The organism is Cyclobacteriaceae bacterium, assembly GCA_013141055.1.
Classification (GTDB): Bacteria; Bacteroidota; Bacteroidia; order Cytophagales; family Cyclobacteriaceae; genus ELB16-189.
In genome coordinates, this window is record JABFRS010000001.1 from 1,757,457 (window position 1) to 1,771,253 (window position 13,797).

The window sequence follows — 13,797 nt, forward strand, 5'->3', positions numbered from 1 at the left end:
AGCCGGACTATGATTTCTTAAAGATGAACCCCTCGTAAGGAATTGTCTCTCCATCGACCTTAATATAAAGATGGGATTTAAACTCTGCCACAAGAGAGTACTGTCCTTTAAAAAATTGAAGAAATTCTGACCGATTCAAAAGCCAGCACGGATAGGAGGCTTTATAAATCAGAGGATTAACTTTCTGTATGGTGAGCCTGTCCTTTTCTGAAGTATTAAAAGGCATGCTATCGATTACAATATATTCTGCATTGCCTTGAAAGGCTTCTTTTATCGTATCATAAGGTCGCTCCAAGTATTGCAATACGCATGAAAATAAAACAACGGCGGAGTTCTCAATTTTCATACACTCCTGAATGGTCTTGTAAAACCTCAACTGATCACTCTTAAATTGAGAATTCCCAGCCTCTACAAAATGTTCTTGTTCTACAATGCTCCATCGAACTTCTTTAAGCCCGTCATAAAAGGCGCGGTTCTGATAATACGTGCTTCCTAAAGAACCTCCAAAATCCAGAACACTTAATTTTCCATCTTTCCTTGCGGCAACCCACATGAGTGCAGCGAGCAGTGGCCAGCTGTATTCAATCTCATCAAAGAGTATCGAATCACGTTCATAAACCGCCTCATTATTTTTAACTTTTAGCGTTGCACTTTTTACCTTTTCAAAGATGGCACCACCATCATATCCTTCTGCCTGCTTCATGGCTTCTGCCCATGCAGAAAAGTTGCCGAACCATCCATAGGATTTAAAAAGATTCAAACCAGAGATAAACCTCGTAATAATAGGTGGGATGAAGTCAGATTTTGTCATTCTAAATTAATGAGAACACTAAAATTCAAACTTTGCTTCTGAAAGCCTTGGCTGCTTCTTGTCTTTATCAGACACCAAAGCATCCGATACATTGACCTTCCAGTCGATATTCAATTCAGGATCGTTATATAAAATTCCAGATTCGGACGATTGAAAATAATACTCGTCACATTTGTAAAGAATTTCTGCAACATCACTCAGGACAGAAAATCCATGGGCAAATCCTTTCGGAATCAAAAGCTGTAGTCTGTTTTCTGATGACAATTCAATACCATACACATTTTTGAAGGTGGGCTGATCCTTCCTCAGATCCACAACAACATCATAAATATTACCCTGCAAGACCCTAATGAGTTTTGTTTGAGCATACGGAGCATTTTGAAAATGCAGCCCTCTGATGACATTTTTTACTGAACGGGATTGGTTATCCTGAACAAAATCAATCTTTATATCTACCGCGAGGTGAGACCTCTTACTATATGACTCAAAAAAGTATCCACGCTGATCACCAAACAAAGTTGGTTCCAGCACCATCAGGTCTTTGAAAGGAGTCAATACTGCCTTCATTTTAAATTCCTTAATTGATAAACAGTTTCAATGGAAGGACGTGCTTCTTCCAGTCCAAATCCATTTCCTTTTAAAATTTCTTCATAACATTTAGTATGAAGATCTGTGAAGCCTTCGCTGAATTCTATTTCCCTTCCTTCGATTTGCAAAGATCGGTAGGTTCTTTTACCGGCAGCTTTTGCCTGTTCAGGAAGATGATCTGCATTAATGCTTAATGACCAGTTGATAGTTGCTCTTTCCAGAATTAACTTTCCGGAAGCATGATCTTCCGAAATCATCGTGGGTATATTCTTTTGTTCTTTACCAAATATCCAGCGAAGCATATCAAAAAAATGAACGCCAATGTTGGTGGCAACGCCTCCAGATTTTGATTCATCGCCCTTCCAGCTGTGATGATACCAGCTTCCACGGGATGTTATATAGTTGAGATCAACATTGAAGTGTTTATCCTTCGGAGCACTTTCAATTTCTTTCTTTAAAGCCTGAATAACCGGATGAAGTCTTAACTGAAGAATTGTATAAACACGACGTTTCGTTTCTTTTTCAATTTCTGATAGGGCATCAAGATTCCACGGATTCAATACCAGAGGCTTTTCACAGATAGCGTCCGCACCATGTCTCAGAGCAAAACGTATGTGAGAATCATGAAGATAATTCGGTGAGCAGATTGTCACGTAATCTACTTTAATACCCTGCCTGCGAATTTTTTCAAGGTGCCTGTCAAATCTCTCAAACTCAGTAAAAAAATCAGCTTTTGGAAAATAAGAATCCATGATGCCCACACTATCAAATTTATCCAGGGCTTCAACAAGATTATTGCCGGTATCCTTGATGGCTTGCAAATGTCGTGGAGCAACAAATCCTGCAACTCCTATAATTGCAAAATTCTTCATAGTCTATTTACTTTCCCTTCTTTTAATTGATATCTCTGATTGCTTTCCTGACATACCGCGAATCCTTCTGAATCAAACTTCAGCCGATGACCAAATTCACTCATCCATCCAATTTGCTTCCCAGGATTTCCAACGATAAGCGCATAGTCCGGTACGTGCTTCGTCACCACAGCTCCTGCTCCTATAAAAGCATATCGGCCAATGTCATGCCCGCAAACAATTGTTGCGTTGGCACCAATCGTTGCTCCTTTCTTAACGATAGTTTCTGCGTATTCATTCTTTCTATTAACTGCACTTCTTGGATTGGTGACATTTGTAAAAACTGCTGAAGGACCAAGAAAAACGTCGTCTTCACACTTCACGCCTGTATAGATCGAAACGTTGTTCTGGATCTTTACATTGTCTCCAAGGATTACCTGTGGCGAGATGACAACATTTTGTCCTATGTTGCAACGTTGACCGATTTTACAACCCGTCATAATGTGGCTGAAATGCCAGATTTTAGTGCCTTCTCCGATTTCGCAGCCAGGGTCAATTACCGCAGTATCATGCGCAAAAAAAGAGGCTGGATCATTCATAGTCAGCTAAAATTCTTAATAGCGTCGCAAATATAAGATAACTGGTCCGTATCCATTTCTGTATGAATAGGTAAAGAAATAACGGAAGAGGCAAGCATTTCTGAAACCAGAAACGCTCCTGCTCCGACACCTTCCTTACGATATGCCAACTGAAGATGTAATGGCACGGGGTAGTAGATCATACTCGGAATATTTTTCTTATTCAAATAATCCTTGAGCTGATCCCTTTTTCCATTTTTCACCACCATTGTATATTGATGAAATACATGCGTGGATTGCTTGTTTCTCAGAGGCATCTTTAGATTCTGAAGACTATTTAGTTGAGCATCATAATAATCAGCCACAGCTTTTCTTTTTTCAGCGTACTGGTTTAGATACTTCAGCTTTACCAATAATATGGCTGCCTGTAAAGTATCCAACCTGCTGTTAACGCCAACAACATCATGATAGTACTTTTTCTTTTGCCCATGACTTGCAATCATTCTGATTTGTTCAGCAATCGCTCCATCATTAGTGAAGATGGCCCCGCCATCACCAAATGCTCCCAGATTCTTTGATGGGAAAAAGGAAGTGGATCCAATGTGCCCGATAGTGCCTGATTTTTTTCTTGAGCCGTCCTTGAAAATATAATCTGCTCCAAGAGATTGGGCGGCGTCTTCAATGATATGTATGTTACGTTTTTTTGCCAGTTCAAGCAGAGACTCCATTGGTGCACATTGCCCAAACAAATGAACAGGGACAATCGCAACGGTTTTTTTTGTGATTGCCTTTTCTACCTGAGAAATATTTAATGTGTAATTATCCTCATCAACATCAACAAATACAGGCACAAGATTCAAAAGAGCGATTACTTCCGCTGTCGCAACATACGTGTACACAGGAAGAATGACTTCATCACCGGGTTTGAATCCCAATGCCATCATTGCTATCTGCAACGCATCGGTTCCATTGGCACAGGATATCACGTGTGTACCCCCAAGAAAATTGGATAATTCTTTTTCGAAATCACTAACTGATTTTCCATGAATAAAATCAGTACGATCCAGAACTTCCTGCATGGCAGTATCGATCTCTTCTTTGATTTGAAGATATTGACCATGAAGGTCAACCATTTTAATTGGTAGCATCTTTTAATTTTTTTTCCCAGTTCCAGGCATCCTTAAGAGCCTGATCAATTGATGATTTAGTTTTCCAGTTTAAGAACTGAAAAGATTTGGAAGGATCAGCATAAACCTTCTCAACATCACCTGGCCGTCTGGGTCCCATAGAATATTTCAAATCAACACCCGTTGACCTCTTGAATGCGCTTAATAATTCTAACACCGATACAGGTATTCCAGAACCCACATTCACCGCTTCAAATCTTGAAGTCATCGTCTTCATTGCATCAATGGCTTTTACATGAGCTTCTGCAAGATCAACAACATGAATAAAGTCCCGAAGGCAGCTCCCATCCGGTGTGTTGTAATCTCCACCAAAAACGGTAAGTTCATTTCTTTTGCCAATGGCTGTTTGCGTTATAAACGGAACAAGATTGCTGGGGATTCCAAGAGGAAGCTCTCCGATCAAACCTGATGGATGCGCACCAATAGGATTAAAATATCTCAGCGATACCACTTTTAACGACGGCGACGCCTTCACCTCATCTTCCAGTATTCGTTCGCACATCTGTTTGGAAGCTCCATATGCAGACTCTGCTGCCTTGAATGGCGCGGATTCAGTGACCGGAATCTGATCGGGTTGCCCATACACTGTACAAGAAGAAGAAAAAACCAGTTCGTTAACCGAAAGATCTTTCATAACATCCAACAGTGTCAGCAATGTGTCAATGTTATTTTTATAGTATAGTAAAGGCTTTTGTACAGACTCACTCACCGACTTGAATGCAGCAAAATGAATAACCTGACTTATTTCGGGATGATCTTTCATCACCTTATACAACGCACCGTGATCAAGGCAATTTATTTTATGGAATATAATCTTTCTTCCAAGAATCTTCTCCGCACCACTGATGAGCCTTACGTCACTCCTGGAAAGATCATCAACAATAACTGGTTCCATTCCTGCGTGAACAAGCTCCACCACTGTGTGGATGCCAATGTATCCCGCACCCCCAGTCACTAAAACTTTAGGCGCTTTCATTACAATCTTGCTGAAATCTGTGATTTATCAAGAAATCCCTTCACATCGTAAACCACTCCACCTTTCTCACGAATCTTATCCCAGGCGAGATTTTTAAATTCATTATGACTTACGGCTAGTACTATAGCGTGATATGTTTTCTCCAATGAAGAGATGAGTGAGAGCTTATACTCATGGATTACTTCTTTTGGATCAGCATGAGGATCATAAATATCTACTTCGGTTCCATAACTCTTAAGTTCATTGACAACATCTACTACTTTACTGTTTCTGATGTCGGGACAATTTTCTTTGAACGTAAGTCCAAGTACCAAAACTCTTCCTCCCTTGATGGGCTGCTCATACTGAGCCATCAACTTGATCACGCGACTTGCAATGTGGACACCCATGTTATCGTTGATTCTTCTTCCGGAGAGAATTACTTCTGGGCGATATCCTAGACCTTCTGCTTTATGTGTCAGATAATATGGATCTACTCCGATGCAATGCCCACCGACTAATCCCGGTTTGAATGGTAAAAAATTCCATTTTGTTCCTGCAGCCGCAAGCACATCATGTGTATCAATTCCCATCTTCTCGAATATAAGAGCAAGCTCATTGACGAATGCAATGTTAATATCCCGTTGAGAGTTCTCTATGACTTTTGCAGCTTCAGCTACCTTGATGGAAGATGCAAGGTGCGTTCCTGCTTTGATTATCTTCTTGTAAAGCTGATCAACCTTTTCAGCGATTTCAGGAGTGCTTCCACTAGTGACCTTCTTTATGTTGGCAACCCGATGTTGCTTATCACCCGGGTTAATTCTTTCAGGTGAATACCCGCAGAAAAAATCTTTATTAAACACCAGCCCACTTACCTTTTCCAGTACAGGTACACATATTTCTTCTGTGCATCCAGGATATACAGTAGACTCATAAATGACTACATCATTTTTCTTTAATACCTGTCCTACTGTCTTACTGGCACTAACCAACGGTCTCAGATCAGGTTGTTTATATTCATCGACAGGAGTGGGAACCGTTATGATAAAATAATTCACATCCTTCAGGTCTTTTATGTCAGAGGATGAAGAGAATTTCTTTGCTTCTGCCAACTCCTCCGTTGACATTTCTTTTGTTCTGTCATGACCTTTTTTTAATTCCTGAATTCTATTCTCATCGATATCAAATCCAACCGTATCCATGATCTTACCAAACTCCACCGCTAATGGAAGTCCAACATATCCCAAACCAATAACCGCAACCTTATCCATTATTATTTCTTTATCGTGTAATAATCACAATACCAATCAACAAAACTACTGACCCCACTCTCCACACTTGTAGAAGATTTGAATCCCGTGAGCTTCTCAAGATCGCTGACGTCAGCAAAATTCTCCTCTACATCCCCCTCCTGTAGCGGAAGGTAATTTTTGATCGCTTTCTTTTTCAGTTTTTCTTCGATCATTTCAACAAAATGCAGCAATTCCACTGGTTTGTTGTTTCCAATGTTGAATATCCTATACGGGGCAAAGCTCGTTGAGGGATCTGGCTGAGATGCATCCCAGTTCTTATTTCCCGTCGGAGTAAAAGGAATGAGCTTCTTTATTCCACCCACGATATCATCAACGTAGGTAAAGTCCCTCCTCATTTTTCCAAAATTATAAATATCAATGGGTCTTCCTTCGATGATAGCTTTCGTAAAGATAAACAATGCCATGTCGGGTCTTCCATAGGGTCCATAGGCAGAGAAAAATCTAAGACCTGTCGTTGGCAAATGATAAAGGTTAGAATATGCGTGAGCCATTAGCTCATTTGATTTTTTCGATGCCGCATAAAGTGCAAGTGGATGATCGACGTTGTCTCTTGTTGAAAAAGGCAGCTTCTCATTGGCACCATAAACAGAACTTGAAGAAGCGTAGATCAAATGCTTTGGAGGAAAGGTTCGGCAAGCTTCCAGAATGTTTAAGAATCCAAGAATATTACTGTCAAGGTACGCGTAAGGATTAGTAATGGAGTATCGAACACCAGCCTGTGCCGCAAGATTAATGACTATTTCAAATTGCTCGTTTTCGAATAAAGAGTCCAACTCAATTTTATCCTTCAGATCAATCTTCACGAATTTGAAAGAAGCATGCTTTCTAATGATTTCAAGTCGGGCATTTTTTAACCCAACATCATAATAGTCATTCAGGTTATCAAGACCGATCACCCGATACCCTTCTTCTAATAAGCTCTTGGAAAGATGGTACCCAATGAAGCCTCCAGCGCCAGTAACTAAAATCTTGCCTTTTTTTGATTCTGGAGCCACGTATTGTAATTTCGACAAAAGTAAAAACAAATTCAGCTTTTTGTTATGGAAAAACGAGAGAGTTCTTCAGATGAGATCGATTTGGTAGACCTGCTGCTGAAATTTGTATTGCTGATCAAAAGAAACTTCTGGCTCATTGTTGCCTTTTTTGTTGTGGGTACCGGACTGGGATATACCTATTCCATGCTTGCTCAGAAACAATACGAAAGTAAAATGATGGTGAGATCAGACTTTCTCACAGAATCCTATGTAGAAAAACTCGATCAGCTTCTCAACAATATTATTATCGACGGGAATCATGAATTGCTAGCCTCCAAGCTTGGTATTACCCCTGAGGAAACAGGCTATATAAATTCTATTTCCTTTGAAGGCGTACGAAAAGAAAAGATTGTAAGTGAAAAGCAGATCGGTGAAAAGGAAGTCATTCCTTTCTATTTATTCATCACAACAAGAATTTCAAATCCTGATATTCTTCCCAAACTGGAGAAAGGAATTATCTCCTATCTGGAAAACAATCCCTACACGAAAGAACAGGTAGATCAGAAAAAAACTTTTTACAACAAAATCATTAAAAAGCTTGATGAGGAAATGATCGTTCTGGAGGAATTCAAGAGCAGGATATACAAAGGTGATTTTTTTGAAAAGAATGGTGGCAATATCATGGTGAACCCAGCCGATGTGAACGCCGAGATCATCAAGATGGCAGAGGACAAATTCACATATGAAAAAGAGCTGCGAGATGTCTCTGCAGTAAATCTAGTTGAAGGTTTCAGCAGATTCAATAAGCATGTTTCTCCCAAAAAAATAGTTTCACTGGCCGCTGGTGCTACATTCGGATTATTCATGGTGGCACTCGTTATCTTGTTCAAGAGCGTTCGATCGCTTTTGAGGAAGGCGGAAGAAAATCAAAACCAATAATCTTGTTTGCTCAACTACTGAGAAAGGAATTTACACTTGAGCTCAGACGGAAGTCTGTTTTTTCAGGTCTTGCTATCTATCTGTTCAGTACCGTCTTCATCTATTACATTTCCTTTAATCTTCGTCAGGATCTTATTTCTCCTATCGTATGGAGTGCTTTGTTTTGGGTGACACTTCTCTTCACATCGGTGAACACCGTGGCAAAGAGTTTTATTGGTGAAAAAAAAGGTGAACAGGTATATTACTATTCCATTGCCAGCCCCCTAGCTATTATCATTTCCAAAATCGTTTACAATTTTCTGCTGTGCCTTTTGCTTGCCCTTGCTGGGTTCATCTTGTTCATTGTTTTCTTCAGCAATCCCGTTCAGGACCTTCCGATATTTGCACTGACCACCACCCTTACCTGCCTTGGATTTGCAACCTCCCTCACACTTCTTTCTGCAATTGCCTCAAAAGCTGACAACAGCCATATTTTGATGGCAATCCTAAGCCTGCCAATCATTGTAGGCATTCTTCTTCTCGCAATAAGAATCACAAAAAATTGCATTGACGGACTCGATCGATCCGTAAGCATTGATGAATTGCTGAGTCTCATGGCCATAAATCTACTGGTAACGGCCGTTTCTTATTTACTCTTCCCCTATATTTGGCGCAGCTAAAAGACGATCTATCTGATCGGAAGTCATGAAAAAATCCTGGTGGAAAGTTTTATCAGTTGCTTTACTCATCTATACCGTTGTCGGTGGGCTTTTAATGGATGTTCCACGTCTGGAAATTACCAATGAAACCATTCGGGCTTTATACTTCCATGTACCTATGTGGTTTGGAATGGTCATCATGTTTTTTACCTCATGCGTTTACGCCATACTCTATTTAAGGAAGCCTGATCGCAAATACGATATTTTATCAGCGGAATTTTCACATACCGGTCTCATCTTTGGTTTCTTAGGAATATTTACAGGAATGATATGGGCTAATTATACCTGGGGATCTCCATGGCATGGTGATCCAAAACAAAATGGAGCTGCCATCGCTACATTGATCTATCTCGCATATTTTGTTTTGAGAGGATCTCTCAATAATGACGAGCAAAGAGCGCGATTAGGAGCAGTCTATAATGTTTTCGCATTCTTACCCATGGTCGTACTTATCTTTATTCTCCCGCGAATGGCAAGCTCTATGCATCCGGGCAATGGAGGAAATCCTGGCTTCAATATGTATGACCTCAACAATAATATGAGACTGGTATTCTATCCCGCATGTATTGGCTGGATATTGTTTGGTGTCTGGATTGCAACAGTGCGTGTCCGCCTTCGTAATGCTGAAGAAAAAATTCTGGATCTGGAATATGAAAAAACTAAGTAATCTTTTAATCGCCTTAATCATCACCACTCCAGCGTTTTCGCAGAATGCTGAAATGGCAGATGCACTTCGGGCCGATGGAAAAATATATGCCCTGGTGGCAATAATCCTCATAATTGTACTGGGATTAGCCATTTACCTTGTAACCATTGACCGCAAAGCATCCCGTCTGGAAAAACGCCTCAATGAAAACAAACGTCATAACAGCTGAATAAAGGCATGGTGAAACCCCGTTTGGGTTGTAAATTTGCCATCTGTATTCAGAGGTTATGAAAAAATCGCACATTATTGGTCTTGTTGTTATTGCCATCGCCATTGCGATCATTATCTCTACTGCGGGTGATGCCAGTAGCTACGTAACATTCGATCAGGCTTATCAAATGGCTTCCACCGGAAACAAAGGAAGTATCCATGTTGTTGGCGAATTGAAAAAAGACTTTCGTGGAGAAATCACCGGCCTTGAAAAAAGCCCTGACAATCTTTCTTTCTCCTTCCTGCTTTTAGACGAAAATAAAAAAGTGCAAAAAGTATATTATAACGAACCCATGCCTCCTGACTTCACCCGTTCTGAAAAAGTAGTGGTGATCGGAAGCTATCGTGGTGATTTATTCGTTGCCGATAAAATTTTATTAAAGTGCCCTTCCAAATATCAGGAACAAAAACTGAACGCAGGGGTTTAATTACTTTTGCGCATGTTTCATTTTCTCGTTGGTAATCTCGGTCATCTCTTTGTCATCACCTCGTTCGTAACGGCGGTCATCACTTCATTCTGTTACTGGAAAGCGACAGTCACATCCGACTTAACAAAACGTCAAGGTTGGATCGTCAATGGTCGCATCGGCTTCCTGTTACATTCTGTTGCTGTACTGGGAATTGTCGCTTCTCTCTTCACCATCATCTACAATCATTACTTCGAATATCATTACGCATACGCTCACTCTTCAACACACTTACCGGGTCAGTATATGGTCTCCTGCTTCTGGGAAGGTCAGGAAGGAAGCTTTCTGTTGTGGATGTTCTGGCAGGCGGTATTGGGAATCATATTAATGTTCACCCAACGTGCCTGGGAAGCACCTGTCATGACCATTTTCTCTATGGTTCAGGCATTTCTGGCATCTATGATTCTGGGAGTGGTAATTCCAGGCTTGAGCCTGAAATTAGGCAGCTCACCTTTCATTCTGTTACGCGATGCCATTGCAGATCCCATATTTAAAATAGACCCAACCTTCATTCCAAAAGAAGGCAATGGCTTAAATCCTCTTTTACAGAATTACTGGATGGTCATTCATCCACCAACTCTCTTTTTAGGATTCGCTCTTACGCTAGTTCCGTTTGCTTTTTGCATGGCAGGTATGTGGCAGAAAAAGTATTCAGAGTGGATCAAGCCCGCGCTTCCCTGGACGCTTTTGGGAGGCGCAATCCTTGGATTAGGTATTCTGATGGGCGGATATTGGGCATACGAAACGTTGAGCTTTGGCGGCTACTGGAACTGGGATCCCGTGGAAAATGCTGTGTACGTACCGTGGCTGATCATGATTGCTTCTTTGCATACCATGATTACTTATAAAAACAGCAAGACAGCTCTCAAGCTTTCTATTGTTCTGGTGATTGCTGTTTTCGTTTTGCTTTTGTACTCAACCTTCCTGACAAGAAGTGGAATTTTAGGAGATGCATCTGTTCATTCATTTACTGATCTAGGATTATCAGGTCAGCTACTGATCTACATGTTGTTCTTTACGATTGCAGCCATTGTTCTTGTCGCCGTTCGCTGGAAAGAAATTCCAACATCGGAAAAAGAAATCTCAACCTATTCGAGAGAGTTCTGGATTTTCATGGGCGCTACAACTTTGTGCCTGATGGGATTTCAAGTGCTGGTGCCAACTTCTATTCCGGTCTACAATAAGGTTCTGGAAATTTTTGGAATCCATTCCAACGCAGCGCCTCCTGCCAATCAGATCTTATTCTATTCCAAATTCCAATTATGGTTTGCTGTGGCAGTAGCATTGCTTTCAGGAACAGGGCAGTTTTTCTGGTGGCAGAAAATTGATAAGCAAAAGCTTAAAAACGAAGTAATCACTACTTCCCTGATCACGCTCATTATTTTCGCAATCATTCTCATCACCACGCAGGTTAAAGATCCTGTTTATATGGTGCTGGTTATCGCTGGACTTTACATCATAATTTCCAATGTAAAAGTATTGGCTTCTGTCTGGAAAGTGAATCCAAAACTTTCAGGCGGTGCGTTGGCACACATCGGCGTTGGCATGATGCTGATCGGGATCATGTTCTCATCAGGTTATTCAAAAGTTGTCTCTCTGAATAATACAGGACTTCTTTTAAATAAAGAGATGGGCACTGAATTCAATCGGGATAATCTTCTCCTGTTCATCAACGAGCCGCGCACTATGGGTGGTTATGACATTGAATTTCTGGGTGAACGACTCGAGCCTCGAAACAAATCAGGATTCGTAAAGAGAAGGGAAGTAGATCCAACACCTGACCCATTTAAAGTTGTTGCCAATCAGGATATTCTCTTTAAAGGAGAAAAGCTTTATAATGCAAAAGACACCTTTGAGATCTATCCTGAAAACACTTTTTATGAGATCCAGCTTAGAAAAGGGGATAAAATAGCCGCAACGCTGTTCCCAAGAATCCAGCTGAATGAAGAGATGGGTGGGATTTTACCCTCTCCTGATATCAGCCGCGGAGTGACGAGCGATTTGTATACCCATGTTTCATCTTCCATGAATCGTGAAGCTGAACCTGAATGGGGCGATGTTGAAAAGATCAAGGTAAAGCAGGGTCAGCAATTCTTCGTTAATGATTATGTAGCAATGATCGAAGAGGTGGAACGCGTAACTACCATTACCGGACTTACCATCGCGGATGATGACGCTGCCATTAAATTAAAGATCAGGATTGAAGGTGAGCATGAAAATTTCTACGCTGAACCGATGTTCGTGATCAAAAATAAGATTGACGTCGCTCTTATCTCTCATGAAATCGGTGAGTTGGGAGTAAAGATCACACTTCTGAATATCCATCCTGACACAAATGAATTCACCCTGGGCCTTAATGGGCGTCAGAAAGATTGGGTTATTATCAAGGCAATGGAGAAACCTTACATTAATGTTCTCTGGCTCGGAACTGGATTGCTGATGGTTGGATTCTTTATAGCAATGGTGAGAAGGTTCAAAGAAAAAGCTTAATCAATCGAAGCAACCTCTTCTGATTCTTTTACACCGAAGCTATCAGTTTCTCAATAATTGCATCTACTGTCATCCCATCCGCTTCAGCTTTGAAGTTTCGAACGATGCGATGACGAAGCACAGCACTTGCAACATTCTTTACATCTTCAATATCAGGAGAGTATTTACCATTGAGCAATGCATTGCACTTTGCCCCGAGCACTAAAAACTGCGATGCCCGAGGACCAGCTCCCCATTCTAAATAATCATTGGCGATCGCCGAACCATTCTTTCCAGGGCGGGTGATGTGGCTCAGCTTTACAGCAAACTCAACTACGTTATCAGCGATGGGCACTCGGCGAACGAGATGTTGAAAATATTGAATATCATCAGCGCTCAGAATCTTACTTACAGAATTAACACTATCGGCAGTAGTCATCTTTACAATATTCAACTCCTGCTGATATGTTGGATAGTCAAGAAAAATATTGAACATAAACCGGTCAAGCTGTGCTTCCGGTAATGGATAGGTTCCCTCCTGTTCAATTGGATTTTGTGTAGCCAGTACAAAAAATGGTCTTGGAAGATCGTAACGATTCCCTGCAATCGTTACAGAATATTCCTGCATTGACTCAAGCAAGGCTGCTTGAGTTTTAGGAGGTGTCCGGTTAATCTCATCCGCCAGCACGATGTTGGCAAACACAGGCCCCTTTACAAAGTTAAAGTTACGCTCCTTGTCCATCGTCTCTGCTCCAACAATATCAGAAGGCATAAGATCAGGCGTAAACTGAATTCGTTTGAAATTCAGATCCAGTGCATTGGCGATTGTCTGAACCAGCAATGTTTTGGCCAACCCAGGCACTCCAACGAGCAATGAATGACCCTGGCAAAAAATTCCTGTAAGAACCAGACGCACTACTTCATCCTGACCGATGATGACGCGCGCAATTTCCTTTTTTAGTTTTTGATAGGATTCTGCCAGTGAATTGGCAGCCTCTACGTCATTTGAAAATTTTTGCATCCGCTGTTGAGTTACCGGCCAGACCGGGTT

The 13,797-nt window shown here is 41.0% G+C and carries 15 protein-coding genes; 6 read left to right on the plus strand and 9 right to left on the minus strand.

Features of this window, described 5'->3' with window-relative positions:
* Positions 1-7: 7 nt before the first annotated feature.
* From HOP08_07780 to HOP08_07815, 8 genes are read right to left on the minus strand one after another with little or no spacing between them, the layout of a single operon-like run.
* Positions 8-811 carry a methyltransferase, TIGR04325 family gene (locus HOP08_07780; GenBank protein NOT74814.1) on the minus strand — a complete coding sequence of 268 codons (804 nt, stop codon included), beginning with the start codon at positions 809-811 and terminating at the stop codon, positions 8-10.
* Between the two features lie 18 nt (positions 812-829).
* Positions 830-1,378, minus strand: a complete 549-nt coding sequence (rfbC, locus tag HOP08_07785; protein NOT74815.1) for a dTDP-4-dehydrorhamnose 3,5-epimerase — start codon at positions 1,376-1,378, stop codon at positions 830-832.
* Positions 1,375-2,271, minus strand: coding sequence for a Gfo/Idh/MocA family oxidoreductase (locus HOP08_07790; protein ID NOT74816.1), 897 nt, complete (start codon positions 2,269-2,271; stop codon positions 1,375-1,377). The genes rfbC and HOP08_07790 overlap by 4 nt, the downstream gene beginning before the upstream one ends.
* A complete protein-coding gene (locus tag HOP08_07795) occupies positions 2,268-2,849 on the minus strand; it encodes an N-acetyltransferase (protein ID NOT74817.1) in 582 nt (193 codons plus the stop codon). The genes HOP08_07790 and HOP08_07795 overlap by 4 nt, the downstream gene beginning before the upstream one ends.
* Before the next feature lie 2 nt (positions 2,850-2,851).
* Entirely contained in the window at positions 2,852-3,976 is a 1,125-nt protein-coding gene (locus HOP08_07800) for a DegT/DnrJ/EryC1/StrS family aminotransferase (GenBank protein NOT74818.1), read from the minus strand.
* Positions 3,963-4,991, minus strand: a complete 1,029-nt coding sequence (galE, locus tag HOP08_07805) for a UDP-glucose 4-epimerase GalE (protein ID NOT74819.1) — start codon at positions 4,989-4,991, stop codon at positions 3,963-3,965. The genes HOP08_07800 and galE overlap by 14 nt, the downstream gene beginning before the upstream one ends.
* Positions 4,991-6,241: a nucleotide sugar dehydrogenase gene (locus tag HOP08_07810; protein NOT74820.1), complete on the minus strand. Its 1,251-nt coding sequence runs from the start codon at positions 6,239-6,241 to the stop codon at positions 4,991-4,993. Before HOP08_07810 ends, galE begins: the two co-directional genes overlap by 1 nt.
* Positions 6,242-6,243: 2 nt before the next feature.
* Positions 6,244-7,278, minus strand: coding sequence for an NAD-dependent epimerase (locus HOP08_07815; protein ID NOT74821.1), 1,035 nt, complete (start codon positions 7,276-7,278; stop codon positions 6,244-6,246).
* 45 nt (positions 7,279-7,323) lie between these two features.
* Here HOP08_07815 and HOP08_07820 point away from each other — a divergent pair, with 45 nt between their 5' ends.
* From HOP08_07820 to ccsA (HOP08_07845), 6 genes are read left to right on the plus strand one after another with little or no spacing between them, the layout of a single operon-like run.
* Positions 7,324-8,196, plus strand: coding sequence for a hypothetical protein (locus tag HOP08_07820; GenBank protein ID NOT74822.1), 873 nt, complete (start codon positions 7,324-7,326; stop codon positions 8,194-8,196).
* Positions 8,197-8,213: 17 nt separating this feature from the next.
* On the plus strand, positions 8,214-8,855 hold the full coding sequence (locus HOP08_07825) for an ABC transporter permease (GenBank protein ID NOT74823.1): 642 nt from the start codon (positions 8,214-8,216) through the stop codon (positions 8,853-8,855).
* A 25-nt stretch (positions 8,856-8,880) separates the two neighbouring features.
* Positions 8,881-9,561: a cytochrome c biogenesis protein CcsA gene (ccsA, locus tag HOP08_07830; protein NOT74824.1), complete on the plus strand. Its 681-nt coding sequence runs from the start codon at positions 8,881-8,883 to the stop codon at positions 9,559-9,561.
* Positions 9,545-9,769 carry a CcmD family protein gene (locus HOP08_07835; protein ID NOT74825.1) on the plus strand — a complete coding sequence of 75 codons (225 nt, stop codon included), beginning with the start codon at positions 9,545-9,547 and terminating at the stop codon, positions 9,767-9,769. The genes ccsA (HOP08_07830) and HOP08_07835 overlap by 17 nt, the downstream gene beginning before the upstream one ends.
* A 58-nt stretch (positions 9,770-9,827) precedes the next feature.
* Complete coding sequence (locus HOP08_07840) at positions 9,828-10,238, plus strand: cytochrome c maturation protein CcmE (GenBank protein ID NOT74826.1); 411 nt, start codon at positions 9,828-9,830, stop codon at positions 10,236-10,238.
* Between the two features lie 12 nt (positions 10,239-10,250).
* Entirely contained in the window at positions 10,251-12,767 is a 2,517-nt protein-coding gene (gene ccsA, locus HOP08_07845; protein NOT74827.1) for a cytochrome c biogenesis protein CcsA, read from the plus strand.
* A gap of 28 nt (positions 12,768-12,795) precedes the next feature.
* On the opposite strand, the gene HOP08_07850 is transcribed toward ccsA (HOP08_07845), so the two are convergent.
* Positions 12,796-13,767 (minus strand): MoxR family ATPase, encoded by a 972-nt coding sequence (locus tag HOP08_07850; GenBank protein NOT74828.1) that lies wholly within the window; start codon positions 13,765-13,767, stop codon positions 12,796-12,798.
* Positions 13,768-13,797: the final 30 nt, after the last annotated feature.